This is a genomic window from Novosphingobium sp. NBM11, assembly GCF_015390225.1.
In the GTDB taxonomy this organism is placed as follows: domain Bacteria; phylum Pseudomonadota; class Alphaproteobacteria; order Sphingomonadales; family Sphingomonadaceae; genus Novosphingobium.
The window spans coordinates 1967358-1993366 of record NZ_VUOG01000001.1 but is presented as its reverse complement, the minus strand read 5'-3'; the positions used below and the strand labels follow the sequence as shown (position 1 = coordinate 1993366).

Below are 26009 nucleotides of genomic sequence, written 5' to 3'. Positions count from 1 at the left end.
GCGTTTTTCATGTGTGGAGATCCTGAAATGAAAAGCGTTCGTTCTGCCGTGCTTGCCGCGGCTGCTGCTGTTGCCCTGATGGCCCCTGCGTGGGCGCGGGCCGAAGACTATCCGCTCAAACCCGCCGAATATGTCGAGGTGGCGCTGATTTCGGTCGATGACGGGCATGACCTTGAATACGCCACGCATCTCGCCAACATGTGGCGCAAGTCGCAGGACTACGCGCTCAAGCAGGGCTGGATCAGCGGCTACGAAATCCTCAGCAACGAATTCAAGCGTCCGGGCGAGGCGGACTACTACCTGCTCACGCGCTTCCCCGCGCTGCCCGATGCCGCGGAATCGACCCGCCGGCAGGAGGCCTATACCGCGTACATGCAGATGAACGAATCGCAGATGCAGGCCGCGTCGGGCGATCGCGCCAAGTACCGTCGCCAGATGGGGTCGGAACTCCTGCGCCGCTGGGTCTGGACCAAGTAGAACGTGACATCGGCGGCTTCGCAACCGGCTTGTTCCGGGCGCGAAGCCGCTGGTTACCGCACACCCGAAACCACGCTCCGCCCCAGCTTTTCGCGCAGCTGGGCGTAATAGGCCTCCAGGAACGGACGGACATCGGCCGCGTCCACCTCCCGCCCGATCTTGCCGCCGATGCGCGCGGCGACATCGCCCAGCGTTTCCGGATCATCGGCGCGCAGCACCTGCTCCAGCACGTCGAGTTGCTGTTCGCCGTAGTACGAAAGCTCGGTGGCGGTGAAGCGCCACGCCGATGACGTCGCCTGCCGGGCATCGGGCACGAACTTGTCGGCCTTGCGCTGGCCGAAGCGCATGCCCCGCTCCAGCCTTTCGCGCAATTGCGTGTAATAGGCTTCGAGGAAGGCGCGCTCGTCGCCCGATCCCGCGCTCCAGCCGATCTTGGCGCAGATCGTGGCGGCGACTTCGGCCAGCGCCTCCTCGCGCCCGTCGCGCAGCACGCGCTCCAGCACCTGCAGCTCGTATTCGCCATAGACCGCCAGTTCCGCCTCGCCAAAGCGATAGGCGGCGCCGGTGAGCGTGCTTTGCCCGCGTGCGCCGTCGCCCAGCGACATGGCCTTTTCCAGCTTGCGGCGGGGGGCATCGACCACCCAGGTGCCGGCGATGACATCGCCGCAGCGCAGGGCATCGCGGTTGAAGAAGGGAAACAGCACGAAGATCGCGACCCACACTACCCCGGCCCAGCCCGCTTCCTCGGTATCCGCGCCGCTGGACCAGGCCGAGGCGAAGAACACCAGCGGCATGAACAGCTCGATATCGCGCACCAGATTGCGCGCGATCACCGCTTCCGTGGTCAGCCGTCCACCATCGCGCGCGGCGATGCGCAGCCCGCAGATGCGCTTGCCCGGCGTGGCCCCGCGCGGCCCGAGTTCGAAGAACAGGAAATAGGCGTTGCGATAGAGGAACATCGCGATGATCCACGCGATCTCCAGCGCCTGTCGGGCATGGGCAACAGGGGTGTTCTGGTCCAGGCGGCTACCCCCGAAGCCGCCCGCCACCCATACCAGCAGGAGCGTGGTGCCTACCATCGAGCCGACGATGAACAACAGATCAAGCAGCAGCGCCGAGGCGCGCGCGGCGCGCGATCCGATCGCGAAGGACAGCGCGACGCCTTCGGGCGTCACCACCCGGCGCAGACGCTTGTCCGTCGCTGGCCCGGAACGCGGCGCCCGGCGCCCGTCTGCGGTTTTCCGTTTCCACGGCAGGCGCGCCATCACTGGCCCTCCGCAGTCACGCGGCCGCGCCGCCAGACGAAGAAATAGCCGCACCAGAACACCAGCATGAACCCGCCCAGCGCCAGCCGGGTGGAGGTGATGTCGACAAGCTGGCGCGCGAAGCCTTCGAGCAGCGCGGCGACGATCAGCATGAACACCACGCCGGCCATCACCTGCGCCGCGCGGCGGCCGGCCGCAGCCGCCGCTTCCAGCACTGTCGCGTCGCCGGGAAAGGCCATCGCGCGGCCGATGTGTATCCCCGCGCCGCCCGCCAGCAGGATCGCGAACAACTCGGTCGTGCCGTGCACCGACAGCCAGCCGATCAGGTCCAGCGTCAGCCCCTGCCCATGGTAGAGCCACAACAGCGCGCCAAGCATGGTAGTGTTGTGGACCAGCAGCATGATCGACGGCAGGCCGAAAGCGAAGCCCAGCGCAAACGCCAGGATCGAGACTTGTGCGTTATTGTTGAACAGGAAGGCGGCGAACACGCTCATCCCGTTTTCCTTCTGGTGGCCGAACAGCGTGCCGTGCAGCACTTCGCGGCTGGCGCCCGGCACGCGCTCGTCGGCGAAGTTCGCGCTTACCAGCGAGTAATACCAGTCGGGATTGGAGGAGACGAGCAGCCAACCCACCACCGTTCCCGCGATCATAGCGGCCAGCGCGATTAGCAGGTCGATCCAGATCGCCCGCACGGCCGCGCCCCAGCCGCCGCCCAGGAAGCGGCGGAACCAGCCCCACAGGGTCGTGCGCGGGCCATAGACCAGAAACCAGGCGCGCTGCGTCAGCGCTTCGAGGTAGGACAGCGTGGCGCGATCGAGCGAGGTTTCGCGCGCGATCGAAAGGCTGGAGGCGGCGGTGCGGTACAGCACCGGCAGGGCCAGTAGATCCTCGTCGGAAATGCCGCGCAGCCGCCCCTTCTCCATGCGGGTGACGATCGCTTCCAGCCGCTTCCATTCCGCCTCGCGCTCCAGCCGGAAGCGGTCGGACCGCAGCGCCGCCTCGCTGGCGGCGGCGGCCTGCTCCTCGGTCTTCGAGAACCAGCCGGTGACGCGTTGGGCCAACGTGCTCATAAGCGCCTGCTCATCCGATGCTTCCCTGCCGCTTGACCGCGAGATAGGCGTCCAGCAACCGCACCCCGATCCGGTCGTGCGGCGCTTCCACCACGCGCACGCCCAGGTGGCGCAGGCGTTGCAGCACCAGCGCGCGCTGGCGGGCGAGCGCAGTGGCGGTGACCGCCATCGCCACCGTCTGCATGTCGAGCACGGGCGCAGCGACGATCTCGGCAAGCTCGGCATCGGCCATGACCACGAACATCACGATATGGCGTTCGACCAGCCGGCCGACGTTCTCGATCATCAGTTCGGCGCTGGTGGGATCGGTGAAATCGGAAAACAGCACGATCAGCGAACGGCGCTGGAGCCGCGCGGAAAGTTGCGACAGCGCCAGCGTGAAGTTCGGTTCCTCCGCGTGGTAATCGAGCGTGGCGGCGGCGTGCTGGAGCCGGACGAAATCGCGCGAATGCGTGACGAAAGGCGTCAGCACCTGCGGCCGTGCCGCGAAGCCATAGAGCGCCACGCGATCCTGCGCCTTCAGCGCCACATAGGCGGTGGTAAGCGCGGCGGTAACGGCGCGGTCGATGCGCGGCAGCCCGGCCACCGGCTCGCACATCGTCTGCCCGCAATCGAAGGCGAACACGATCTGGTTGTTGCGTTCGACCTCGTATTCCTTGGCGAACAGCCGGGCGTGGCGGGCGGAGCTTTTCCAGTCGATCCGCCGCCGGTCCATGCCCGGTTCGTATTCGGCCAGCGCCTCGAAATCGGTGCCTTCGCCGCGAATGCGCCGGGCGATCATGCCGAACTGGGCATCGCGCAGGAAGATCTGGAGTGCGGGGCTGCGCACCGGGGCGATGTTCGGCCGCACGCGGACCAGCGCGTCGCTGTCCACGCGGACCTGGCGATGGGCAAGGCCGAGCGGGCCGGACCAGCGCAGCCAGAACCGCCCGATCGCGCCGGTTCCGCGCCGGTTGGGCGTGAGCGTGGCATCCCCGCGCCAGCCGTCGGCGCTCGCCGCCAGCGGCAGCACCAGCCGTCCGCCGGGATGCAGCCGGGGATCGACGGCCAGCGCGGCCTGCGCCCGTGCCCAGCGCGGCGCGCTGGCGAACTCCGCCTCCAGCGCGAGCGCGACGGGTTCGCCCACTTCGGCATCGCGCGGGGCGAGCAGGCGAACGGCGCGCAGCCCGCCCGCGAACAGCGCGTCGAGCAGGACCAGCAGCAGCAAGGCCCCGCCGAACGCGGGCGCGACGATCCAGGCCGCCGGCGCCAGCGCGGCGACGATCAGCGCCAGCGGCGCGGCCGCCGCCAGCAGCAGCGTGGCCCGCGCCGTGGGATAGGCGACGGGCCAGCGGCGCCAGGCCACCGCTTCGCTCAACGCGGCGCCTCGGTTCCCTGCACCAGATCGGCGACGATCGCCTCGACTTGCCGGCCCTCGATCTCGGCGGCGGGGCTGAGCAACATGCGGTGCCGCAGCACGGCGATGGCCAGCGCCTTGACGTCGTCGGGGATCACGTAATCGCGCCCGTCGAGCGCGGCACGGGCGCGGGCGGCGCCGGCCAGCAGCACGGCGGCGCGCGGGCTGGCGCCGGCCACCAGATCGGCGCTGTCGCGCGTGGCGCGCACCAGCCGCACCACGTAATCGACGATCGTGTCGGCCAGCGTTACCTGTCCGATGGCGGCGGTGGCGGCGCGCAGCACCGCCGCGTCGGCGACCGCCGTCACACCCAGATCGGCGGGCTTCGCCGACCGCGCGCCCTCGCCATAGCGGGTGACGATGCGCGCCTCTTCCTCGAACGAGGGATAGGGCACCAGCACCTTGAACAGGAACCGGTCGAGCTGCGCTTCGGGCAGGGGATAGACGCCCTGGCTCTCGATCGGGTTCTGGGTGGCGACCACCATGAACCGGTCCGACAGCGGGTGGACCTCCCCGTCCAGCGTGACGCGCCGTTCCTGCATCGCTTCGAGCAGCGCGGCCTGGGTCTTGGGCGGGGTGCGGTTGATTTCGTCGGCCAGCAGCAGCTCGTGGAAGATCGGCCCCCGCGTAAGCGTGAACTGGCTGGTCTGGAAGTTGAACAGGTTGGACCCGAGGATATCGCCCGGCATCAGGTCCGGCGTGAACTGGATGCGCCCGAAATCGAGGCCCAGCGCGGTGGCGAAGCTTTGTGCCAGAAACGTCTTGGCCGTGCCCGGCGGGCCTTCGAGAAGCACGTGACCGCCCGCGAACAGCGCGATCAGCAGGTGATCGACGATCCCGTCCTGCCCGATCACGGCCTTGGCCACTTCCCCGCGGATGGCCAGCGCCAGCGCGCGCACCTGCTCCAGCGTCATCGTCTCCTGTCCCTCGGTCACGTCAAATCCTTCTCGATCTGCTGGAGCGCGGCGGCGCGGCGCGCCACCTCGTGCGGTTTGCGCGTGGCGCGCAGCTTGTTCGCCAGTTCGGAAAACGGCGGTCCGGAAAGGCCACGCCGTTCCTGCGCGCGGTCTATCATTGCTTCGGCTTCGGCCCCGCTGTGCCCGCGCGGCAGGCCCAGCGCCGCGATAAGCCGGTCGCGCACCGCATCGGCATAAGGCCCGGTGACGAGATGGACCCGTCCGGCGCGGCGGATCAGGCCGGCGGCGTTTTCCACCAGCGCGGTCTTGCCCAGCGCGATGGCGCGGCCCTGCTGGCGGGCGGGGCCGAACCGGCAGAACGCACGCCAGCCCACCGCCACCATGGCGAGCAGCAGGCAGATCGTGGCCGCCAGGAACGGCGGCTCGAACGCCAGCGACAACAGGTTGCGGCTGGCGCCAAGGCCATTGAGCGTGAGGTCGAACGTGACCGGCTGGGTCGTTCCGTCGGCGGCGGCCAGCACCAGTTCGCGCGCCATCAGCGCGGTGCCGCGATCCGCCAGTCCCCAGTTGTCGAGCAGGTCCGGCTCGAACACGAAGATCACGGGGTAAAGCCCGTCGTCGTCTCCGCCCACGTCGTGATCGATCCCCGCGAAATCGTTGAGCGCGGGATAGTAGCCGTCATCGTCGAGGAAGGCGGCCAGGATGCTGCCGTCGCCCGAACGGACAAGCGGGATCAGCGCCTTGCCTTCGCCCGACAGCACCTGCCGATCGTCCGGCAGCCGCCCCGCGCGGCCGATTGCGCGCCAGCCCCCTGCGGGCGCATCGCGACGGCTGGTCAGGCGCACGGCGATATCGTCGTGAAACCCGTTCCATCGCGGCGCTTCGGTGCCGACAAGCTCGGTCCAGCCGCGCGGCACCTTGGCTTTGCGCTGCTGGTCGACCGGCGCGGCGACCCATTTGGGTGTGACGACCAGCGTCGGTCCGATCATGCGCCGTTCGTTGACGATCTTGGCGATATCCTCGCCCTTGGCCTCGGCCGGCGGGGTCAGCACCAGCAGCCCCACATCCCTGAGCGCGTCCTTGCGCCGCGCCCGCCGGATGTCGACGTCGTCCGCCTCCAGCATGGCGACCAGCCCGGCGAAGCCGTTCAGGCCGCGTCCGCTGGCGTGACCTCCGCCGTTGTTGGCATTGCCCCCGCCATTGCCGAGAAACCATAACAGCGCGACGAAGGCGATCGCGCCGACGGCGACGAGCCCCAGCACCGTGCGCGGGCGGAAGGGGGATTCGTTCATCCCTGCGCGCTTTTCAGATCAGCCAGGGCGAAGCGGGCATAGGCCTCGCGCGCGCGGCTCCAGTCCTCGGCGTTCAGCCCGCGCGAGGCGAACAGGCTGCGCTCCACTTCGCGCGCGATCACGCCGAACGCCTGCTTGGCCGCCCCGGGCAGCGCCGCGATCGCGCCGATCTCGCGCGAAGTGGTGGAGGGCGCCAGCCATTCCGGGCGCGCGGCGGCGATATGGTGAACGCTGCGCTGGAGCAGGAGGTGCGCCGCTTCGCCATAGCGGCCTTCGGCGGCCAGCCGGTCGGCCTCTTCCAGCAGGGCGATGGCGGCGGCGCGGTCGGGCGTCCATTCGGTTTCGGCCGCCGCTTCGCGCGGGCGCCGGTCCCGCCACAGGGGCCACAGCAGGCTCCACGCGATCCACAGTGCGCCGGCCCCGATCAACACCAGCAGAACCGTCTCGAACACACCGAAGCCGAGGCCCAACCACCGCTCCAGCCACTGGCTGAGCGGCTTGAGCAGTTCGGCGAGGAACCGCGCGATGGCCTCCAGCCAGGCTGGCGGCTGCGGCGGGACGACATGCTCCGGCGGGACCGGGGCGAACTGGATATCCTTGATATCGCGCATCGCGCGCCAGGCGTGTTCCCCCGCCTGTGCGCCCGCTTCCGCGCCTTGCTGTCCAGCGATTGGCCCCACCTTGGCAGTCACGAGGCCAGTGGTCGCACGCTCTTCCCGGAGCGGCAAGGGGGGATGGCACCGAAGCCGATGCGACGATGCCCGCGTGAAGCCGCCGTTCCGCTCAGCCGCGCTGGCGCTGCAAGGGATAGGTGCCGAGCATCCGGACGTGCTTGGCGAAGAAGCCCAGTTCCTCCAGTGCCCGGTCCACGGCGGGATCGCCGGGCGTTCCCACGATGTCGCAGAAGAACTCCGTGGCGGCGAAGCTCGCGCCGCGCTGGTAGCTTTCCAGCTTGGTCATGTTGACGCCGTTGGTCGCGAAGCCGCCCAGCGCCTTGTAGAGCGCGGCGGGGATGTTGCGCACCTCGAACACGAAGGTGGTGATCGCCGGGCCGGCAATACGCGCGGGATCGATCGGCTCGCGCGCCAGCACCACGAAGCGCGTGGTGTTGTCGTGCGCGTCCTCGACGTTGTCCTCGATCACCTTCAGGCCATAAAGTTCGGCGGCGATGCGCGGCGCGATGGCGGCCACGGACGGATCGCCGAGTTCGGCGACATAGGCCGCGGCGCCGGCGGTATCGGCATAGGACAGCGGCACGATGCCCCGCGCGCGCAGGAAATGGCGCGACTGGCCCAGCGCCTGCGGGTGGCTGTAGGCGCCGGTGAACGGGCCATCGCCGGTGGCCATCAGCGCCGCGTGGATCGGCAGGAAGTATTCGCCCACGATCGACAACCCGCTTTCGGGCAGCAGGAAGTGGATGTCGGCGACGCGGCCGTGCTGCGAATTCTCGATCGGGATGATCGCCCGGCCGGCGCGTCCGTCCTTCACCGCATCGAGCGCGTCCTCGAACGAAAAGCACGGCAGCGGCAGGCAGCCGGGCAGCGCGTCCATCGCCGCGCGGTGCGAATTGGCGCCCGGCGCGCCCTGAAACGCCACGGCGCGCGCGGGTTCGCGGGCGGCGGCGGCGGCCATCGATTCGACCAGGGCGAGCGCGGGAGCGGGGTAGCTTTGCATGATGCGCCGGCGATTAGGCCGCGACCGGCCACGCGGCAACCCACAATTCGGCCATCGCCGGGGCACGAATCCCCCGCGAACCGGGGGCGATCGGGCATCGTTGTTCGCATTCTTTGCGGCGTCATCGGCGCAATCGCTCTTGCGTGCGCGCGGAGGCCTGACTAGAGCGGCCAAAATTGCGCTGGGGGCCGGCAATGGGGTCGGCGGGCGCCAAGTGGGGCAGGGAATGGACGACCGTTTCAATACCATCGCCGGTTGGACCTTGTTCGGCGGGATCGTGGCACTGGGGCTTTCCAGCCTTTCCAGCCACTATTTCATGGCTGACAAGCACCATGCCCCCGAAAAGGCGGGTTACGCCATCGAAGGCGTGGAAGCCGAAGGCGGCGCCGGCGCGGCGGCGCTCGAACCGATCGCCAACCGTCTGGCCAAGGCGGATGCCGCCAAGGGCGAGGCGATCTTCGCCAAGTGCAAGGCCTGCCACACCATCGATCAGGGCGCGGCCAACGGCATCGGCCCGAATCTCTATGAAATCGTGGGCGATGCCATGGCATCGGGCCGTGGCGGCTTCGCCTTCTCCGATGCGCTCAAGGCCAAGGGCGGCAAGTGGGATTTCGCCAGCCTCGACGAATGGCTCACCAACCCCAAGAAGTTCGCGGACGGCACCAAGATGACCTTCGCCGGCATCGCCAATCCGCAGGACCGCGCCGACGTGATCCTCTATCTCAACACCAAGGGCTCCAACCTGCCGCTGCCCGCGCCTGAGGCGGTTCCGGCCGCCGGCGCCGCGCCGGCCGCCGCAGCCGTGGTGGGCGATGCCGCCAAGGGCGAGAAGATTTTCGCCAAGTGCAAGGCCTGCCACACCATCGACCAGGGCGGCGCCAACGGCATCGGCCCCAACCTGTTCGGCATTGCCGGCGAGAAGGTCGCTGGCGACCGTGGCGGCTTCGCTTTCTCCGACGCGCTCAAGGCCAAGGGTGGCAACTGGGACGACGCGACGCTCGACGCCTGGCTGTCTGGCCCGGCCAAGTTCGCCGCCGGCACCAAGATGACCTTCGCCGGCCTGCCCAGTGCGCAGGACCGGGCCGACGTGATCGCCTATCTCAAGACCAAGAAGTAAGCCGCCTTTCCGCAAGGCAGCCTGCAAAAAGGGGCATCCGGCCGGTCCGGATGCCCCTTTTTCGTGGCCTTTGCGGGCAGGCGACACCCATACTTGCAAATTATGCAACCCAGCCCTCGTCCTTCGCACTTGCGAAAGAACCGGTCCGACGGCACATAGGACGGGCCTTTCAGGCATCCTCTCCCAAACTTCCAAAGGCCGGCTCTGCCGGCCTTTTTTTTGGCGTTTATGCTTTCTGCAAACTCACCATCGTCATTGCGAGGAGACGCAGTCGACGAAGCAATCCAGAGTCACGCTCAAGCCGCTCTGGATTGCTTCGCTACGCTCGCAATGACGAACGCCCAGGGTAAGAGTTTGCAAGCGACATAATCGGCTTTTTTTGGCCGGCCTTTTTTTGGTCTGCGCCCTTTCCCGGTTCTTTTTCGGGGCGAAACGGCACGGGAGGTTTGCAACGCCCGGCCCACCGATTTAATCATTCGATTAAACGCGACCCGCGCCACGGAGAGGTGCCGATGAAACCCGTGCTCTATCACTGCGCCGATGCGCGCTCGTTCCGCGTGCTGTGGATGCTGGAGGAGCTGGAACTGGACTACGAGCTGAAGCTTCTGCCGTTTCCGCCGCGCCTGCTGGAGCCGGGATTTCTCGAGATCAACCCGCTGGGGACGATCCCGTTCTACCAGGAGGGCGCTGTGCGGATGACCGAATCGCCGGCGATCGTGCAGTATCTGGCCGCGCGCCACGGCGGCGGACGGCTGGAGATCGGCCGCGACGAGCCCGGCTTCGGCGATTATCTCAACGCGCTGTCCTACGGCGAGGCGACGCTGACCTTCCCGCAAACGCTGGTGCTGCGCTATTCGCGGCTGGAGCCGGCCGAACGGCGGGTGCCGCAAGTGGCGGAGGACTATGCCCGCTGGTACCGGGCGCGGCTGCGCGGGCTGGCGGCGCTGCTCGAACAGCGTGACTATGTGGCGGGAGGCCGGTTCACCGCCGCCGACATTTCGGTGGGCTATGCGCTCCTGCTGGCACGCACGCTGCGGCTCGACCGCGATTATCCGCCGCAGATCGCCGCGTACTGGGAGCGGCTGGAACAGCGCGACGGCTATCGCCGCGCACGGGCAGCACAAGGCACCGATGGAGATTTCGCGGCATGACCACCCTGCTTGAAAACATTCGCGTGATCGACCTGACCACGGTGGTGTTCGGCCCCTATGCCACGCAGATGCTGGCGGACATGGGCGCGGACGTGATCAAGGTCGAACCGCCCGAAGGTGATCAGATGCGGCAGGCGGGGCGGCCGAAGCAGGGGCGCGGCATGGGGCCGGTGCACATGACGCTGAACCGGGGCAAGCGCTCGATCGCGCTCGACCTGAAGCAGCCGGCCGATGCGGAGGTCATGCGCGGCCTGCTCGCCGATGCCGATGTGTTCGTTCACAACGTGCGCGGTGCCGGCATCGCCCGCCTGGGGTTCGACTACGAATCGGTCAGGGCCATCCGCCCCGACATCATCTATGTCCATTGCGTGGGCTTCGGATCGGACGGCCCCTATGCCGGCCTGCAGGCCTATGACGACGTGATCCAGGCCGCGACCGGCACCACCACGCTGCTGCCGCGCGCCGATGGCGATGCCCGGCCCCGTTTCGTGCCCTCGCTGATCGCCGACAAGGTTTCGGGCCTCTATGGCACCCAGGCCGTGCTGGCGGCGCTGTTCCACCGCCAGCGCACCGGCGAGGGGCAGCTGGTCGAAGTGCCGATGTTCGAATGCTTCGCGCAGTTCATGCTGCAGGAGCACCTCTATGGCGAGGTCCATGACGATCCGGTGCAACCCGCCGGCTATCCGCGCCAGGTCGATCCCCATCGCCAGCCCTTTCCCACGCGCGACGGCTGGGTCAGCATCGTCCCCTATACCGCGCACACGATCGCCCGCGTGTTCGAGGTTCTGGAAGCGACCGAGGTGTTCGACGACCCGCGCTTCGCCACCGATCTCGATCGGCTGCGCAATGTCAGCCTGCTTTATGCCGAGATCGCCCGGCGCACGCCCGCCCGCACCAGCGCGGAATGGGTCCGGATCCTGAACGCGGCGGGCGTTCCCTGCATGGAAGTGCGCGATCTGCAGGATATCCGCCGCGATCCGCACCTGGCCGCGGTGGATTTCTTCCACCATCGCGACCATCCGACCGAAGGCGGCTATGTGGAAATGCGCCTGCCCATCCGTTTCGCCGCCATGCCGGCACGAGACCTCGCGCATCCGCCCGCCATCGACGAACACGGCCCCGCCCTGCGCGCCGAAGCGCAACGCCGCCACAAGCGCTGATCACGCGCCGGGGCGGGCTATCTGACGGGGCTGGTTCGGGGGCGGGGTGCGGCAACGGCGCACCAAACGAGCAACGCCGCAATCGCGCTAGCCATTGCACAAAGCTATGATTTCATAGGGGGAGTTTGGATGCCCGACGAGGATTCGAACCTCGATTGACGGAGTCAGAGTCCGTAGTCTTACCATTAGACGATCGGGCAATGGAGCGGCGCACTTAGAGGGGGGCTGGCGGCAAGTCAAGCGGCCTTGCGCGCCGTTCCGCGCGATGCGGGCGCGGCGGTCTTGCCGGGCGTCCCTCGTGCCGTTACCATGGCCGTCAAGTACCCGCCACGCATCACGCAGGCGGGAAAACATAAGCGAATTGAAACATGGCGGAGATCAATCCGCCGGCCCCGGGGCAGGGGGCGCGTTCCGGCAGCAAGAAGCGGCAACGACCTCCGCCGCACGCTCTGGCCGGTTCCTCGTCTCCGCAACCGAAAGCCGCCGGCGTTCCACAGGGTGCCTTGCGCCCGCCCGAGACACCAGCCTTGCCGGAGGAATCGGCGCAGCAGGCGCGGCCGCTGTGGAACCGGCCCATGCCCTTTCACCGCCAGGCCTATGCGGCGATCGACCTCGGCACCAACAATTGCCGGTTGCTGATCGCGCGGCCATCGGGCGATCATTTCGTGGTGATCGACGCGTTCAGCCGCGTGGTGCGGCTGGGCGAAGGGCTGGCGCAGTCCGGCCGCCTTTCCGACGCGGCGATGGACCGCGCGCTGGGGGCGCTGCACATCTGCGCCGAAAAGCTGCGCAAGCGCAATGTTCACCTGGCCCGCTCGGTGGCGACCGAGGCGTGCCGGCGCGCCACCAACGGCGCGGAATTCATCGAGCGCGTGCACAGCGAGACCGGCATCCGGCTGAACATCATCACCGCGCAGGAAGAGGCGCGATTGGCGGTGCTGGGCTGCCACATCCTGCTGGAACACGGCGACGGTCCGGCGATGATCTTCGACATCGGCGGCGGATCGACCGAGATGGTGCTGGTCGATACCGGCGAACCGGTGCCGCGCATCCTCGACTGGCAGAGCGTGCCCTGGGGCGTCGTTTCGCTGACCGAAAGCATCGGCCCGATTTCCGATGAGCCAGCGGCGCGCGCCGCCGCTTTCGCGGAGATGCGGCGGCGCGTGGACGAAGGCTTCGCCGCCTTTGCCGAACGCGTGGCGGGCGAGCGCAAGGCGGCGCTGGAGCGCGGCGCGATCCGCCTGCTGGGCACGAGCGGAACGGTAACCACGCTGGCCAGCCTGCACCTGAAGCTGCCGCAATATGACCGGCGCGCGGTGGACGGGCTGATCGTGCCGGTCGAATCGATGCGCGGGATCAGCCGCCGGCTGTCCTCGCTCAGCCCCACCGAGCGCATCGCGGTGCCGTGCATCGGGCGCGAGCGCTCCGACCTGGTGGTCGCCGGCTGCGCGATCCTCGAATCGATTTTCGACATCTGGCCGGCGGAGCGGCTGGGCATTGCCGATCGCGGCATCCGCGAAGGCATCCTGCGCAGCCTGATGGCGACGGGCGGCGAAGCCGAGCGCAGCCGCGAGGCGCTGCGCGCCATCCGCCGGAAAGCGGGCGCGCAAATGACCGGTGACCCGATAACAGGCGACCAGATAACAGGAGATAGGCCATGAGCCGGTCTGGACGCGATCCGGGCGAAAGGCTGCGTACGGCCAAGAAGCGCACCGCCTCTTCGGCGCGCTGGCTGTCGCGCCAGATCAACGACCCCTATGTGAAGCAGGCCAAGGCCGATGGCTATCGCAGCCGCGCCGCCTACAAGCTGGCCGAACTCGATACCAAATTCGGCCTGCTGCGGGGCGTGCGCCGCGTGGTGGACCTGGGCATCGCGCCGGGCGGGTGGAGCCAGATCGTGCGGCAGAAGGCGCCGGCGGCGAAGATCGTCGGGATCGACCTGCTGCCAACCGATCCGATCGACGGCGTGACCATCTTCCAGATGGATTTCATGGCCGACGAGGCACCGGCGGCGCTCGAAGGCGCGCTCGATGGCGAACCGGACCTGGTATTGTCGGACATGGCGGCCAACACCGTGGGGCACAAGCAGACCGACCACCTGCGCACGATGGGGCTGGTCGAGACGGCGGTCGATTTCGCCATCGCCACGCTGGCGCCGGGCGGGGCGTTCGTCGCCAAGGTCTTCGCCGGGGGCACGGACACGCAACTGCTGGGCCTGCTCAAGCGCAATTTCACCACGGTAAAGCACGCCAAGCCGCCCGCGAGCCGCAAGGATTCCTCGGAATGGTACGTGATCGCCCAAGGCTTCAAGGGCCGTGTGCGCACGGAGCCGGAGGACGAGGGCGAAACGTGAGGCCCTGACCTAACCGTCCCAGACGCGGGCGTAGAGTTCCGCCATCTCGGCCGCATCGGGCACGCGCGGGTTGTTGGCGGGCGATCCCGAGGCGATCGCCTGTTCGCACATCGTCGGGATCAGGCCCTGCCAGCGCGCGGCGTCGATGCCCCAGGCGGCTGGCCCCGGCACGCCGAGATCGCGGTTGAGCGCGCCCAGTTCCTCCAGCAGCCGCGCCACCGCGCCCTGATCGCCCTCGCGCGCGTCGGCCACGCCCATGGCGCGGGCGCATTCGGCATAGCGCGGCAGCGCGGCGGGGGCGGACCACGCCGTCACCGTGGGCAGCAGCATGGCGTTGGACAGGCCGTGCGGCACATGGAAATGCGCGCCGATCGGCCGGCTCATGCCGTGTACGAGCGCCACCGAGGCGTTGGTGAAGGCGATGCCCGCCTGCGTCGCGCCCAGCATCAGCGCCTCGCGCGCTTCGCGGTCATCGGGATCGTCGCAAGCGCGGCGCAGGTTGGGCGCGATCGCGCGCATCGCCAGCAGCGCCATGCCATCGGTGAACGGGCTGGCGCGCTTCGACACATAGGCCTCGATCGCGTGAGTCAGCGAATCGATCCCGGTATCCGCGGTCAGCCGGCGCGGCTTGGTGAAGGTCAGTTCGTAGTCAACCAGCGCCGCCACGGGCAGGTAGGCAAGGCCGGGGCACATCATCTTCTCGTCGGTCCGCTCGTCGGTGATCACGGTGACGCGCGTCGCTTCCGATCCGGTGCCGGCGGTGGTCGGGATGGCGATCACGGGCAGGCCCGGTTCGTCCTGCACGTGCGGCGCCTTGTAGTCGGCCATGGCCCCGCCGTGGCGCGCGAGCATGGCGATGGCCTTCGCGCTGTCGAGCGGGCTGCCCCCGCCGAAGCCGACCACGCAATCGTGATCGCCTTCGCGCAGGAAGGCGAGGCCGGCCTCGATCGAGGCGACGGTCGGATCGGGAACGGTCCCGTCGAAGACGCGGCTGGCGATGCCGGCAGCTTTCAGGCTGCCTTGCAGCGTTTCCACGCGGCCCTGTCCGACCAGGAAGGCATCCGTCACGATCAGCGGGCGGGACAGGCCCAGCGTGGCCAGCACATCGGGCAACTGGCGTGATGCGCCGCCGCCGATGCGCAGGATGCGGGGAAGCGCGATGCTGGCAATGCTCATGAAATCCTCTCCGCGCCGGCGGTTGGGGGAGCCGGGCTTGCGCCGGGTCTAGCCTGTGGCGCGGGGCCGGCGCAATCACACTACGTATGCATGGAAAGCCGGAAGTCCCGTCGCGCGCTTCAGCGTGGCAGGTAGCCGCGCGCCAGGTTGGTGACGAGATACTCGGCAAGGTCCGCCGGCGCGTGCTCGCCATCGGGATCGTGCCAGCGCGCGGGCCAGTTGAGCGCGCCCGCGATGGTGAAGGCCAGCAGCTTGGGATCGGTCGGCGCCAGCGAGCCGTCGGCGATCGCCTCGCCGATCAGTTCGCGCAGGGCGTTGTCGATCCGGCGCTTGAGCGCGCGGAACTGCTGCTGGCTTTCACTCGCCAGCGCCTCGTCGCCGGTGCGGATCACGCAGCGGCCGAAATCGTCCATGTTGATCTGGGCATAGCGGCGCAGGAACCATGCCAGCCGGTCCGCGCCCGTGCCCGCTTCCTGGCGCGCCTCCGCCGCCGCCTCGATGATCTGGCCCAGCCCGCGCGATACGCATTCGAGCAGCACCTGATCCTTGTTGCCAAGGTAGTGGTAGATGGTCGGCTTGGAGATGCCGAGCCGCGCCGCCACGTCATCGAGCGAGGTCTGGTGGAATCCCTTCTCGTTGAACATCCGCACCGCCGCGCGCAGTACCGCGTCGCGCTTCGCGGCGCGATCGGCCTGGCGTTGCTCGGGGGTCTGGAAAGGCGAGGAAATGGGGGTCAAGGCGGGGTCCGGTCTGTCGCCCCCCGTGTTGACAAGAAACGCGCGGGAATGCAAGTTACTCATCAGTAGATAATCAACCGGTGAGTTTCATGATTCTGACGGAAACCCAGGCCGCCGTGCGCGACATGGTGCGCGATTTCGCGCAGGAGCAGATCCGGCCGAACGCGGCGGCCTATGAAGCGGCGGGCACCTATCCGTCGGACCTGTTCGCCGCGCTGGCCGAGATGGGGTTGACCGGCATGACCGCGCCCGAAGAGGTGGGCGGGGCCGGGCTCGATTACGTGTCCTATGCCGCCGCGCTGATCGAGATCGCGGCGGCCGATGGCGCGCTTTCGACGATCCTGTCGATCCAGAACAGCCTGATCGTGTCCGCGCTGCTGCGCTATGGCACGCCGGCGCAGCAGGCGCGTTTCCTGCCGGATCTGGTGGGCGGCAAGGCGATCGGCGCCTTCGCGCTGACCGAGGCGGATGCGGGTTCCGACGCATCGGCCATCCGCACCCGCGCCCGCAAGGTGGAGGGCGGCTATGTGCTGGACGGGGCGAAGCAGTTCATCTCTTCCGGCCGCATCGCCAGCCTGGCGATCGTGTTCGCGGTGACCGATCCCGATGCCGGCAAGCGCGGCCTCTCGGCCTTCCTCGTGCCGACCGACAGTGCCGGCTACGTGGTGGACAAGGTTGAGCACAAGCTGGGCCAGCGCGCGTCCGATACCTGCGCCATCCGCTTCGACAACCTGTTCGTGCCCGATGACCTGGTGCTGGGCGAAGCCGGCGCGGGCTATGCGATCGCGCTGTCCAACCTGGAAGCGGGCCGCATCGGCATCGCCGCGCAATGCATCGGCATGGCGCAGGCGGCGCTCGAAATCGCGGTGGACTATGCCAAGGAGCGCAAGAGCTTCGGCCAGGCGATCATCCAGCACCAGGCGGTGGGCTTCCGTCTCGCCGATCTGGCGGCACGGCTGGAAGCGGCGCGCCAGCTCGTGCTCCATGCTGCGGCGGTCAAGGATGCCGGCGCGGAGACGGGGCAGTCCTGCCTCAAGGAAGCCTCGATGGCCAAGCTCGTCGCCTCCGAAACGGCCGAGGCGGTCGTGTCCGGCGCATTGCAGACGCTGGGCGGCTACGGCTATCTTGAGGAATTCGGCATCGCGCGGATCTACCGCGATGTGCGCGTGTGCCAGATATACGAAGGCACGTCCGATATCCAGCGCATGGTCATCGCCCGCGCGCTGTAAGGCTTGCAGAACATCCCCGAAGGAGCAGGAAGCATGGAAATCAAGGGAGTGGCCGCCATCGTCACCGGCGGCGCATCGGGTCTGGGCGGTGCCACGGCGGCGCGGCTGGCGAAGGCCGGCGCGAAGGTGGCGATCTTCGATCTCAACGCCGACTTGGGCGCCCGCCACGCGGCCGAAATCGGCGCGGCGTTCTTCCCCGTCAACGTGACCGACGAAGCGGCGGTCGAGAACGCGATCCTCGAAGCCGAGGCGGTCAACGGCAAGGCGCGCATCTGCGTCAACTGCGCCGGCATCGGCCCGCCCGCCAAGGTGATCGGCCGCGATGGCAAGGCGCTGCCGCTCGCCGATTTCGCGAAGATCATCCAGATCAACCTGATCGGCAGCTTCAACGTGCTGTCGAAGTTCGCCGCGCGCATCCACGATGCCGAAACGGTGGGACCGGAAGAGCGCGGCGTGATCGTCAACACCGCCTCGGTCGCCGCGTTCGACGGGCAGATCGGGCAGGCCGCCTATTCCGCCTCCAAGGGTGGCATCGTTGGCATGACGCTGCCGATCGCGCGCGAACTCGCCCGCAGCGGCATCCGCGTGATGACGATCGCCCCGGGCATCTTCTGGACGCCGCTGCTGGCCTCGCTGCCGCAGGACGCGCAGGATTCGCTGGGCAAGCAGGTGCCGTTCCCGAACCGGCTTGGCCAGCCCGACGAATACGCGCAGATGGTGGAAAGCATCGTTACCAACCCGATGCTGAACGGCGAGACCATCCGCCTGGACGGCGCGATCCGCATGGCGCCACGCTAAGACCAAACACGGGTGAGTATGCAACAGGGGGTGAGGATACGATGACGATCAGCCGCGAAGCGCTCGACATGGCGGCGAAGGTGGAAGCCTTCGTCCGCGAAACCGTGGTTCCCTATGAACAGGACCCGCGCCGCGACCATCACGGCGCGCCGACCGACGAGCTGGTCATGGAACTGCGCGAAAAGGCGCACGCGGCGGGCGTCCTCACCCCCCACATCCGCCCCGATGGCAGCCACTTCAACCAGCGCGAAACCGCCGTGATCCTGATCGCGTCGGGTCTTTCGCCGCTGGGGATGCTGGCCTGCAACACCCAGGCGCCCGACGAAGGCAACATGTACCTGCTGGGCCATGTCGGCAGCGCCGATCTCAAGGCGCGCTTCCTGGCGCCGCTGGTCGAAGGGCGCGTGCGTTCGGCGTTCTTCATGACCGAGCCGTCGGACGAGGGCGGCGCCGGGTCCGATCCCTCGATGATGCAGACCACGTGCCGGCGCGACGGCAACCATTGGGTGGTGAACGGGCGCAAGGCGTTCATCACCGGTGCCGAAGGCGCGAAAGTGGGCATCGTCATGGCGAAGTCGGTCGATCCGGATTCGCAGGGCGGCGCGTGCATGTTCCTGGTCGACCTGCCCGATCCCGCGATCCGCATCGATCACGTGCCCAACACCATCGACAGCTCGATGCCGGGCGGCCACGCCACGGTCACCATCGACAACTTGCGCATCCCCGCCGACCAGATGCTGGGCGATGCCGGCGAAGGCTTCAAGTATGCTCAGGTGCGCCTCAGCCCGGCGCGCCTGTCGCACTGCATGCGCTGGCTGGGCGGGTGCATCCGTGCCAACGAGATCGCGGTGGACTATGCCAACCGGCGCATGGCCTTCGGCAAGCAGCTGATCGATCACGAAGGCGTGGGCTTCATGCTGGCCGAGAACATGATCGATCTGAAGCAGGCCGAACTGATGATCGACTGGTGCGCCGCGGTGCTCGATACCGGCTCGCTCGGCACGGTCGAAAGCTCGATGGCCAAGGTCGCGGTGTCCGAGGCGCTGATGCGCATCGCCGACCGTTGCGTGCAGGTGATGGGCGGCACCGGCGTTACCGACAAGACCATCGTCGAGCAGGTCTTCCGCGAAGTGCGCGCCTTCCGCATCTATGACGGCCCGACCGAGGTCCACAAGTGGAGCCTGGCCAAGAAGGTCAAGCGCGACTGGCGGCACGGCCATGGCGGCTGAAGTTCCTGACGGGAGCGCCGGGGCCAACGCCGGTGGGGCCAATGCGGGCGCGGGCGAGGTTCGCGTCGCGTTCGACGAAGCCGCGCTGGCGCGGTGGATGGCGGCGCATGTCGCGGGCTTCGCCGGGCCGCTGGAGGTGGCGCAGTTCAACGGCGGCCAGTCGAACCCCACCTATCGCTTGTCTACGCCGGGCGCGCGCTATGTGCTGCGCCGCAAGCCGCCGGGGCCGCTGCTGAAAGGCGCGCACGACGTGCTGCGCGAGGCGCGCGTGCTGACCGCTCTGGGGCCGACGCCGGTGCCGGTGCCGCCGGTGCTGGGCGTGTGCGAGGACGATGGCGCGATCGGCAGCGCGTTCTACGTCATGGCGATGGTCGATGGCCGCATCTTCTGGGATGCGCGTTTTCCCGACGTGCCGCAGGGCGAGCGCGCCGCCTACTACGATGCCATGAACGCCACGATCGCCGCGCTGCACGCGGTCGATCCCGCGGCGGTGGGCCTGGGCGACTTTGGCCGGCCCGGCAATTTCTTCGAACGGCAGATCGGGCGCTGGACGAAGCAGTATCTTGAGGACGAGCTGGCCGGCCGCAACGCGGACATGGACGCGCTGGTCGCCTGGCTGCCCGCGCACATTCCGCCGGGCGACGAAAGCCGTGTGACCCACGGCGATTTCCGCTGCGACAACATGATCTTTCACCCCACCGAGCCGCGCGTGGTCGCGGTGCTCGACTGGGAACTGTCGACGCTGGGCAATCCGCTGTCGGATTTCGCCTATCACGCCACGATGTACCGGATGCCGCCGGACATCGTCGCCGGGCTGGGCGGGGCCGATCCCGTGCCGCTGGGCCTGCCGACCGAGGCGGATTACATCGCCGCCTATTGCCACCGCACCGGGCGCGCGGGGATTCCGGACTGGGATTTCTATATCGCGTTCAATTTCTTCCGGCTGGCCGCGATCTTTCACGGCATCAAGGGCCGCGTGCTGCGCGGCACCGCCAACAGCGCCCACGCGCGGGAACGGGCGGAAGCCTTCCCCCGGCTGGCGGCACTGGCGCGCGAAGCGATGGAGGCCTGCGCATGAACCCCGTCCTGCTCACCCGTGATGGCGGTGTCGCCACGATCACGCTAAACCGGCCCGATCAGGGCAACGCGATCGACATGGATCTGGCGCGCGCGCTGGATGCCGCGGCGCGCGACTGCGCGGGCGATCCGGCGGTGCGCTGCGTGGTGCTGGCGGGCAACGGCCGCCTGTTCTGCGCGGGCGGGGACATCGCCTCTTTCGCTGCCGCCGGCGATCGCGCGGGCGCTTTCCTGCACGAACTGGCGAGCGCGCTGCACGAGGCGGTGCTGGTGCTGGCGCGGATGGACAAGCCCCTGTTGACGCTGGTTCACGGCCCGGCGGCGGGCGCGGGCCTCAGCCTGGCGCTGCTGGGCGATGTGGTGCTGGCGGGCGAAGCCGCGCATTTCACCGCGGCCTATTCCGGCATCGGCCTGACCCCCGATGGGGGCATGAGCTGGCTGCTGCCGCGCGTGGCGGGCCTGCGCGTGGCGCAGGAGATGATTCTCACCAACCGCCGCGTCGGCGCGGAAGAGGCAGCGCGGCTGGGGTTGGTGACGCGTGTGGTGCCCGATGCCGATCTCGCAGCGGAAGGGCAGGCGATGGCGGTACGGCTGGCCGCTGCGCCGGTGCGGGCGCTGGGCGCCGCCCGCGCGCTGCTGCTGGACAGTTCGACGCGCGATCTTGCCGCGCATCTGGCGGTGGAGGCGGATTCGATCGCGGCGGCGGGCTCCGGCGCGGAAGGCCGGGAAGGCGTTGCGGCGTTCCTCGAACGCCGCAAGCCGGATTTCACGCGCGCTTCGTAGACGCGGATGGCCTTGCCTTGAAGCGTCATTGCGAGGGGCGCAGCCCCGCGGCAATCCAGGGCCGCACGCGGGACTCTGGATTGCTTCGCGTGCCGCTCGCAATGACGAGGAGTGGGCACGATCAGGTCATCGTGCCCCAGGGCAAGGAACAGGCGCCTCTCCCGCCGGCGGGAGAAGCGCGATAGCGTGCTTCAGAACACCACGACCGAGCGGATCGACTTGCCCGCGTGCATCAGGTCGAACGCGGTGTTGATCTCTTCCAGACCCATGACGTGCGTGATCATCGGGTCGATCTCGATCTTGCCGGTCATGTACATGTCGACGATCTTGGGCACGTCGGTACGGCCCTTGGCCCCGCCGAACGCGGTGCCGCGCCAGTTACGACCCGTCACCAGCTGGAACGGGCGGGTGCTGATTTCCTTGCCCGCCTCGGCCACGCCGATGATGATGCTGGTGCCCCAGCCGCGATGGCAGGCTTCGAGCGCGGTCCGCATCACCTCGTTGTTGCCGGTGGCGTCGAAAGTATAGTCGGCGCCGCCGTCGGTCAGTTCGACCACCTTGGCGACGGTTTCCTCGCGGCTCAGGCCCTTGCTGTTGAGGAAGTCGGTCATGCCGAACTTGCGGCCCCATTCCTCGCGATCGGGGTTGATGTCGACGCCGATGATCTTGTTGGCCCCGGCAAGGCGCGCGCCCTGGATGACGTTGAGGCCGATGCCGCCGAGGCCGAAGACCACGACGTTGTCCCCAACTTGGACCTTGGCGGTGTTGACCACGGCGCCGACGCCGGTCGTCACGCCGCAGCCGATGTAGCAGGCGGACTGGAACGGCGCATCCTCGCGGATCTTCGCCACCGCGATCTCGGGCAGGACGGTGAAGTTCGAGAAGGTGCTGCAGCCCATGTAGTGGAAGATGGTCTGGCCCTTGTAGGAAAAGCGGCTGGTGCCGTCGGGCATCAGGCCCTGGCCCTGCGTGGCGCGGATTGCGGTGCACAGGTTGGTCTTGCCCGAAAGGCACGACTTACACTGGCGGCATTCGGGGGTGTAGAGCGGGATCACGTGATCGCCCGGCTTCACGCTGGTCACGCCGGGGCCGACCTCGCGCACGATCCCTGCGCCTTCGTGGCCCAGCACGCTGGGGAAGATGCCCTCGCTGTCGAACCCGTCGAGCGTGTAGGCGTCGGTGTGGCACACGCCGGTCGCCATGATCTCGACCAGAACCTCGCCCGCCTTGGGGCCTTCGAGGTCCAGTTCCACAATCTCGAGCGGCTGCTTGGGCGCAAAGGCAACGGCGGCGCGGGTCTTCATGAGGGCATCCTCCAGGAAATGGGACGGCCGCCCTTAACATTGGACCAGCCGTGCGATAAATACGTGGTTCTGGTTTATTCTATTGCTAGCATGGGATAATCGATTGTCCAAGTGGGACGGCTTCGAAGAGATCGTCGCGATTGCCGATTCCGGCAGCTTCGTCGCGGCGGCCAGGCGCCTGGGGGCGTCCACCTCGCACGTCAGCCGGGCGGTGGCGCGGCTGGAGGCGAAAGTGGGCGCACGCCTGTTCGACCGCACCACGCGCACGGTAACGCTGACGCCGGTTGGCCGCGCCTTCGTGGAGCAGGGCCGCCGGCTGGTCGAGGAGCGGGACGAGGCGCTGCAATACCTGACCCGGCAGGGCGAGATGCAGGGCGAAATCCGCATCACCTGCTCGATCTCGATGGGCGAACGCTTCGTCGCGCCGGTGGTCACCGAGTTCCTGGAGCGCCATCCCGGCATCACCGCGACCGTGGAACTGACCAACCGTGTGGTCGATCTGATCGCGGAAGGCTTCGACATCGGCATCCGCACCGGCCATCCGGCGGATAACCGGCTGGCGGCGCGGCAGATCGCCAGCCGCTCGTCCGACCTCTGCGCCGCGCCGGCCTATGTCGCGCGCAAGGGCGCGCCGGCGCGCTGGCAGGATCTGGAAGCGCACGACTGCCTGATCGGCACCAACGCCACCTGGCATTTCGTGGAAAACGGCCGGCGGCTGACGTTCGTGCCCACCGGCCGGCTGCATTGCAACAGCGGCGCGGCGGTGGTGGAGGCGACGGTGGCGGGCATGGGCGTGTGCCAGCTGCCCGCGTTCTACGTCCGCGATCATATCGCCGCCGGGCGGCTGGTCACGCTGCTCGACCGCTATCGCGATGCGCCCGAGCCCGTCTGGGCAGTCTATCCGCAACGCCGCCAGCTGGTGCCCAAGGTCAAGGGCATGATCGACCTGCTGGAAGACCGGCTGGGCCGCGTCATTCCCTGATCGTCATTCCCTGACGTCATTCTCTGGCCGGCGCCGCTTTCGGGGGCAGGTGCGCCAGATAGGCGAGGATCGCGGGCACGTCCTCCTCCGGCACCGGCGCGTGATAGACGTCGCGCATCTTGTGGACCACGCCGGCCCAGGCTTCGGGCGAGAGCGCGGGTTGGGTCAGCGTCATGCTGGCCGAATGGCAGGCGGTGCAATCGGCGTTGATCGTGTCCGCTTTCGGCCCGCCATCCGGGCTGTCCGGAAAGAACGGTTCGTCCACCGGCAGTTCGATGGCGCTGGAGGTCAGCGTGAAGCCGTTGGCGGTGACGCGGGCTGGCGTCGGCTCCGGCTTGCGCGCGCCGGCGGCGGCGGACACGGCAAGCGTGGCGGAGGCGAGCGCGGCGAGAAGCGCGAACGGGGGCAGGCGGCGCATCATGCGGTCACCATGATCGTGGTCGTTTCGACATTGGCGCGCATGAAGCCGCCGGGGTTCCAGATCGGCTGCATCGGTTGTGTCTCGCCCTTGTCGCTGGTGCAGCGGGCCATGAGCGCGACCATGCCCGGCGCGCCCACCGGCACCCGCGCATCCCAACGGCGGAAGCCGTACTTGCCCTTGTCCGGCCCCAGCATGGCGGGCAGCCAGGTCTTGCCCCCATCGGCCGAGACATCGACGCGGGCGACGCCGCAATCGCCGCCCATGGCGATGCCGCCCACCGCGATCGTCGGCGCCCACGGTACCTTTTGCCCCTCTGCCAGGCTGGTGATCCAGCTGCGAGCGACCATGCGGTTGATCGGCGTTGTCGGGAAGCCGGAACTGCCGGGGGCGACATTGGCGCCGGGCGTGTCGGGAATCTTGTAGGCCTTGGCCATCCAGTACCCGGTATCAGGCGTGGCCAGCACCTCGATGTCGTTGAGCATCTTGACCCAGTAGGTCGAATACCAGCCCGGCACCACCAGCCGCAGCGGGAAGCCGTTGAGCAGCGGCAACTGCTCCCCGTTCATGGCAAAGGCGATCATCACTTCACCATCGCGCGCGTGGTCGAGGTCGAGCGATTTGGAGAAATCCGGGGCTTCGGGCACCAGCGGCTGGTCCATGGCGCCGAAGCGCACCGCCACCGCGCCGGGGCGCACGCCGGCGAGATCGAGCACGTCGCGCAGGCGGACGCCGGTCCACAGCGCGTTGCCCATGGCCCCGTGCGCCCATTGCGCGCCGGGCACGCGCGGTTGGAACAGCCCGCGCGAATTGCCAGAACACTGGTTGATCGCGGCGATCTCGAAGCGCGGCAGGCGCAGGATGTCCGCCAGCGTCAGCGAAAGCGGTTTCGCCACTTCCCCCCGCACGGCAAGGCGGAAGGCGTTGACGTCCACCGTCGTGGGAATGTCCGCCCAGTGCCAGCGCACGAAGAACCGGTCGTTGGGGGTGAAAACATCGCCATCGAATACCGAGAGCGGGGTTTCGAGCAGCGGCGGCCGCATCCGCTGCAGGATCATCGGCCCCTTGCCGGGGAACGCCGTGGTCGTCGGCCGCGTGGACGGGCCGCCCGGCAGGTGGAGGTCGACCGCGCCGTCGGCCGCGAACACCGGGGCGGCCAGTGCGCCCGCGCCCAGCGCCGCGCCGCCTTGCAGCAGCCGTCGCCGGCCGAGCCGCGTGGCCAGCATCGAATCGAACTGGTTCATCGTTTCTTCTCCTTCCGGCCCCCGTTCAGGTTTTCTGATTCAGGCCAGGCCGGTCAGCCGCAGCACCGCCAGCGCGGCCAGGCCGAGCAGCAGCAGCGACAGCGTAACCACCGTTACCACGCGCGGGCCGGCGGCGGTAACGCTCCGCAGGTCGACGCCAAGGCCCAGCGCCGCCATGGCGAGGATCGTTAGGAACACGCTGGCCTCGTGCGCCGGGGCGATCATCGCCACGGGGACGAGGCCCAGCGAACGGAGCGCCGCCAGCGCCAGGAACGCGAGGATGAACGGCGGCAGGAAATGCAGCAGGCCATGGCGGAGCCCCGGAGTCCGGACCGCGGCGGCTTCCGCTTCTTCGGCCTGATGCGCCTTGAGCACCGACAGGCAGGCGACGACCGGCCCCAGCATCAGCACGCGCACCAGCTTGACCAGGGTGCCGGTCTGCACGGCGGAGGGGCCGAGCGGGCCTGCGGCGGCCAGCACCTGCGGCACGGCATAGACCGTCAGGCCGGCCAGCGTTCCCCCGGCGGCGGCGCTCAGGTGCAGCGCGTGCGCCACGATCGGCAGCGCGATCACCACGGCCACGCCCAGCACGGCGGTGAAGGCGATCGCCGTGGCCACGTCGTCGCTTTCGGCATCAATTACCGGCGCGACGGCGGCGATGGCGGAATTGCCACAGATCGCGTTACCGCAGGCGACGAGCACCGCCATCTTGGGCGGCAGTCCGAACGCGCGGCCGAGCAGGAAGCTGGCAGCGATCGCGCCAAACACGATAGCGACGATACCGGCGAGCAACGGCAGCCCGGCGGCGGCGATCGTGGCGAAGCTGATCGTCACGCCCATCAGTGCCACCGCGCATTCGAGCAGGCCCTTGGCGGCCCACTGGATTCCGCATGCGAACCGCGCGGGCGGCGTCCACAGCGTGCGGACGGCGGTGCCGGCCAGAATCGCCAGGACCAGCGCTTCCACCCAGGCATGGCCGGCAAGGCGGACTTCAAGCCGCTCCAGAGCGAGCGCGCCCAGCGCCACCGCTCCGCAGACCAGAAGGCCGGGCGCGTGGGTGCGGGCGGAAAGAAAAGCTGTCATGCACCGAAGATGGGCTTTTCAATCGAACAACTCCAACTGATTGAAATTGGAGATTCAATAGAATATATCTATCAAAC

General features: G+C 68.5%; 25 protein-coding genes and 1 tRNA gene. 12 read left to right on the top strand and 14 right to left on the bottom strand.

The window, feature by feature from the left end; translation table 11 throughout:
* Positions 1–27: 27 nt before the first annotated feature.
* Positions 28–477: a hypothetical protein gene (locus F1640_RS09505; RefSeq protein WP_233497393.1), complete on the top strand. Its 450-nt coding sequence runs from the start codon at positions 28–30 to the stop codon at positions 475–477.
* Positions 478–530: 53 nt separating this feature from the next.
* Here the strand turns inward: F1640_RS09505 and F1640_RS09500 are convergent, their stop codons facing one another.
* The 7 genes from F1640_RS09500 to F1640_RS09470 all read right to left on the bottom strand — a co-directional run bounded on the left by F1640_RS09500 (position 531) and on the right by F1640_RS09470 (position 8091).
* Positions 531–1742, bottom strand: a complete 1212-nt coding sequence (locus F1640_RS09500; RefSeq protein WP_194918902.1) for an RDD family protein — start codon at positions 1740–1742, stop codon at positions 531–533.
* Complete coding sequence (locus tag F1640_RS09495; protein WP_125954179.1) at positions 1742–2812, bottom strand: stage II sporulation protein M; 1071 nt, start codon at positions 2810–2812, stop codon at positions 1742–1744. The genes F1640_RS09500 and F1640_RS09495 overlap by 1 nt, the downstream gene beginning before the upstream one ends.
* 10 nt (positions 2813–2822) lie before the next feature.
* Positions 2823–4169 (bottom strand): DUF58 domain-containing protein, encoded by a 1347-nt coding sequence (locus F1640_RS09490; protein WP_255530327.1) that lies wholly within the window; start codon positions 4167–4169, stop codon positions 2823–2825.
* Entirely contained in the window at positions 4166–5122 is a 957-nt protein-coding gene (locus tag F1640_RS09485) for a MoxR family ATPase (protein WP_124811181.1), read from the bottom strand. Before F1640_RS09485 ends, F1640_RS09490 begins: the two co-directional genes overlap by 4 nt.
* 17 nt (positions 5123–5139) lie before the next feature.
* Complete coding sequence (locus tag F1640_RS09480) at positions 5140–6417, bottom strand: DUF4350 domain-containing protein (protein WP_194918900.1); 1278 nt, start codon at positions 6415–6417, stop codon at positions 5140–5142.
* Positions 6414–7109 (bottom strand): hypothetical protein, encoded by a 696-nt coding sequence (locus F1640_RS09475; protein ID WP_309229233.1) that lies wholly within the window; start codon positions 7107–7109, stop codon positions 6414–6416. The genes F1640_RS09480 and F1640_RS09475 overlap by 4 nt, the downstream gene beginning before the upstream one ends.
* Positions 7110–7200: 91 nt before the next feature.
* Positions 7201–8091, bottom strand: coding sequence for a prephenate dehydratase (locus tag F1640_RS09470; RefSeq protein ID WP_124811177.1), 891 nt, complete (start codon positions 8089–8091; stop codon positions 7201–7203).
* A 226-nt stretch (positions 8092–8317) separates the two neighbouring features.
* On the opposite strand from F1640_RS09470, the gene F1640_RS09465 reads away from it, so the two are divergent.
* From F1640_RS09465 to F1640_RS09455, 3 genes are all read left to right on the top strand, one after another.
* On the top strand, positions 8318–9208 hold the full coding sequence (locus F1640_RS09465; RefSeq protein ID WP_124811176.1) for a cytochrome c family protein: 891 nt from the start codon (positions 8318–8320) through the stop codon (positions 9206–9208).
* 512 nt (positions 9209–9720) lie between these two features.
* Positions 9721–10359 (top strand): glutathione S-transferase family protein, encoded by a 639-nt coding sequence (locus F1640_RS09460; protein WP_124811175.1) that lies wholly within the window; start codon positions 9721–9723, stop codon positions 10357–10359.
* On the top strand, positions 10356–11519 hold the full coding sequence (locus F1640_RS09455) for a CaiB/BaiF CoA-transferase family protein (RefSeq protein WP_124811174.1): 1164 nt from the start codon (positions 10356–10358) through the stop codon (positions 11517–11519). Before F1640_RS09460 ends, F1640_RS09455 begins: the two co-directional genes overlap by 4 nt.
* Before the next feature lie 126 nt (positions 11520–11645).
* Here F1640_RS09455 and F1640_RS09450 read toward each other — a convergent pair.
* Positions 11646–11719, bottom strand: a tRNA-Gln gene (locus F1640_RS09450).
* Between the two features lie 168 nt (positions 11720–11887).
* On the opposite strand from F1640_RS09450, the gene F1640_RS09445 reads away from it, so the two are divergent.
* Together F1640_RS09445 and F1640_RS09440 are read left to right on the top strand one after the other, a co-directional pair.
* Positions 11888–13180, top strand: a complete 1293-nt coding sequence (locus tag F1640_RS09445; RefSeq protein ID WP_194918898.1) for a Ppx/GppA phosphatase family protein — start codon at positions 11888–11890, stop codon at positions 13178–13180.
* Positions 13177–13872: an RlmE family RNA methyltransferase gene (locus tag F1640_RS09440; protein WP_194918896.1), complete on the top strand. Its 696-nt coding sequence runs from the start codon at positions 13177–13179 to the stop codon at positions 13870–13872. Before F1640_RS09445 ends, F1640_RS09440 begins: the two co-directional genes overlap by 4 nt.
* A gap of 9 nt (positions 13873–13881) precedes the next feature.
* Here F1640_RS09440 and F1640_RS09435 read toward each other — a convergent pair whose 3' ends face one another.
* Together F1640_RS09435 and F1640_RS09430 are read right to left on the bottom strand one after the other, a co-directional pair.
* Entirely contained in the window at positions 13882–15048 is a 1167-nt protein-coding gene (locus F1640_RS09435) for an iron-containing alcohol dehydrogenase (RefSeq protein ID WP_194918894.1), read from the bottom strand.
* A gap of 119 nt (positions 15049–15167) precedes the next feature.
* Positions 15168–15785, bottom strand: coding sequence for a TetR/AcrR family transcriptional regulator (locus F1640_RS09430; protein ID WP_233497385.1), 618 nt, complete (start codon positions 15783–15785; stop codon positions 15168–15170).
* Between the two features lie 89 nt (positions 15786–15874).
* Here F1640_RS09430 and F1640_RS09425 point away from each other — a divergent pair, with 89 nt between their 5' ends.
* Genes F1640_RS09425 through F1640_RS09405 form a run of 5 tightly spaced genes read left to right on the top strand, consistent with a single transcriptional unit; the run spans position 15875 to position 20901 of the window.
* On the top strand, positions 15875–17014 hold the full coding sequence (locus tag F1640_RS09425; protein WP_194918890.1) for an acyl-CoA dehydrogenase family protein: 1140 nt from the start codon (positions 15875–15877) through the stop codon (positions 17012–17014).
* A gap of 33 nt (positions 17015–17047) precedes the next feature.
* Entirely contained in the window at positions 17048–17812 is a 765-nt protein-coding gene (locus F1640_RS09420) for an SDR family NAD(P)-dependent oxidoreductase (protein WP_124811168.1), read from the top strand.
* A 41-nt stretch (positions 17813–17853) separates the two neighbouring features.
* Entirely contained in the window at positions 17854–19041 is a 1188-nt protein-coding gene (locus F1640_RS09415) for an acyl-CoA dehydrogenase family protein (RefSeq protein WP_194918888.1), read from the top strand.
* Positions 19031–20119: a phosphotransferase gene (locus tag F1640_RS09410; RefSeq protein WP_194918885.1), complete on the top strand. Its 1089-nt coding sequence runs from the start codon at positions 19031–19033 to the stop codon at positions 20117–20119. Before F1640_RS09415 ends, F1640_RS09410 begins: the two co-directional genes overlap by 11 nt.
* Positions 20116–20901, top strand: a complete 786-nt coding sequence (locus F1640_RS09405; RefSeq protein ID WP_194918883.1) for an enoyl-CoA hydratase/isomerase family protein — start codon at positions 20116–20118, stop codon at positions 20899–20901. The genes F1640_RS09410 and F1640_RS09405 overlap by 4 nt, the downstream gene beginning before the upstream one ends.
* Before the next feature lie 191 nt (positions 20902–21092).
* Here the strand turns inward: F1640_RS09405 and F1640_RS09400 are convergent, their stop codons facing one another.
* Positions 21093–22205: an S-(hydroxymethyl)glutathione dehydrogenase/class III alcohol dehydrogenase gene (locus F1640_RS09400; RefSeq protein ID WP_194918880.1), complete on the bottom strand. Its 1113-nt coding sequence runs from the start codon at positions 22203–22205 to the stop codon at positions 21093–21095.
* A 103-nt stretch (positions 22206–22308) separates the two neighbouring features.
* Between F1640_RS09400 and F1640_RS09395 the strand changes: the two genes are divergently transcribed.
* Complete coding sequence (locus tag F1640_RS09395; RefSeq protein WP_194918878.1) at positions 22309–23187, top strand: LysR family transcriptional regulator; 879 nt, start codon at positions 22309–22311, stop codon at positions 23185–23187.
* 16 nt (positions 23188–23203) lie between these two features.
* On the opposite strand, the gene F1640_RS09390 is transcribed toward F1640_RS09395, so the two are convergent.
* The 3 genes from F1640_RS09390 to F1640_RS09380 are packed head-to-tail and all read right to left on the bottom strand — an operon-like array spanning position 23204 to position 25932.
* Positions 23204–23608, bottom strand: a complete 405-nt coding sequence (locus tag F1640_RS09390; protein ID WP_194918877.1) for a cytochrome c — start codon at positions 23606–23608, stop codon at positions 23204–23206.
* A complete protein-coding gene (locus tag F1640_RS09385) occupies positions 23605–24849 on the bottom strand; it encodes a molybdopterin-dependent oxidoreductase (RefSeq protein WP_194918875.1) in 1245 nt (414 codons plus the stop codon). The genes F1640_RS09390 and F1640_RS09385 overlap by 4 nt, the downstream gene beginning before the upstream one ends.
* 39 nt (positions 24850–24888) lie before the next feature.
* Positions 24889–25932 (bottom strand): YeiH family protein, encoded by a 1044-nt coding sequence (locus F1640_RS09380; RefSeq protein ID WP_124810597.1) that lies wholly within the window; start codon positions 25930–25932, stop codon positions 24889–24891.
* Positions 25933–26009: the final 77 nt, after the last annotated feature.

Coding starts and splice junctions, on each gene's coding strand:
- F1640_RS09505 (WP_233497393.1), top strand. CDS start 28: ATGAAAAGCGTTCGTTCTGCCGTGCTTGCCGCGGCTGCTGCTGTTGCC.
- F1640_RS09500 (WP_194918902.1), bottom strand. CDS start 1,742: ATGGCGCGCCTGCCGTGGAAACGGAAAACCGCAGACGGGCGCCGGGCG.
- F1640_RS09495 (WP_125954179.1), bottom strand. CDS start 2,812: ATGAGCACGTTGGCCCAACGCGTCACCGGCTGGTTCTCGAAGACCGAG.
- F1640_RS09485 (WP_124811181.1), bottom strand. CDS start 5,122: ATGACGCTGGAGCAGGTGCGCGCGCTGGCGCTGGCCATCCGCGGGGAA.
- F1640_RS09480 (WP_194918900.1), bottom strand. CDS start 6,417: ATGAACGAATCCCCCTTCCGCCCGCGCACGGTGCTGGGGCTCGTCGCC.
- F1640_RS09470 (WP_124811177.1), bottom strand. CDS start 8,091: ATGCAAAGCTACCCCGCTCCCGCGCTCGCCCTGGTCGAATCGATGGCC.
- F1640_RS09465 (WP_124811176.1), top strand. CDS start 8,318: ATGGACGACCGTTTCAATACCATCGCCGGTTGGACCTTGTTCGGCGGG.
- F1640_RS09460 (WP_124811175.1), top strand. CDS start 9,721: ATGAAACCCGTGCTCTATCACTGCGCCGATGCGCGCTCGTTCCGCGTG.
- F1640_RS09455 (WP_124811174.1), top strand. CDS start 10,356: ATGACCACCCTGCTTGAAAACATTCGCGTGATCGACCTGACCACGGTG.
- F1640_RS09445 (WP_194918898.1), top strand. CDS start 11,888: ATGGCGGAGATCAATCCGCCGGCCCCGGGGCAGGGGGCGCGTTCCGGC.
- F1640_RS09440 (WP_194918896.1), top strand. CDS start 13,177: ATGAGCCGGTCTGGACGCGATCCGGGCGAAAGGCTGCGTACGGCCAAG.
- F1640_RS09435 (WP_194918894.1), bottom strand. CDS start 15,048: ATGAGCATTGCCAGCATCGCGCTTCCCCGCATCCTGCGCATCGGCGGC.
- F1640_RS09425 (WP_194918890.1), top strand. CDS start 15,875: ATGATTCTGACGGAAACCCAGGCCGCCGTGCGCGACATGGTGCGCGAT.
- F1640_RS09420 (WP_124811168.1), top strand. CDS start 17,048: ATGGAAATCAAGGGAGTGGCCGCCATCGTCACCGGCGGCGCATCGGGT.
- F1640_RS09415 (WP_194918888.1), top strand. CDS start 17,854: ATGACGATCAGCCGCGAAGCGCTCGACATGGCGGCGAAGGTGGAAGCC.
- F1640_RS09410 (WP_194918885.1), top strand. CDS start 19,031: ATGGCGGCTGAAGTTCCTGACGGGAGCGCCGGGGCCAACGCCGGTGGG.
- F1640_RS09405 (WP_194918883.1), top strand. CDS start 20,116: ATGAACCCCGTCCTGCTCACCCGTGATGGCGGTGTCGCCACGATCACG.
- F1640_RS09400 (WP_194918880.1), bottom strand. CDS start 22,205: ATGAAGACCCGCGCCGCCGTTGCCTTTGCGCCCAAGCAGCCGCTCGAG.
- F1640_RS09390 (WP_194918877.1), bottom strand. CDS start 23,608: ATGATGCGCCGCCTGCCCCCGTTCGCGCTTCTCGCCGCGCTCGCCTCC.
- F1640_RS09385 (WP_194918875.1), bottom strand. CDS start 24,849: ATGAACCAGTTCGATTCGATGCTGGCCACGCGGCTCGGCCGGCGACGG.
- F1640_RS09380 (WP_124810597.1), bottom strand. CDS start 25,932: ATGACAGCTTTTCTTTCCGCCCGCACCCACGCGCCCGGCCTTCTGGTC.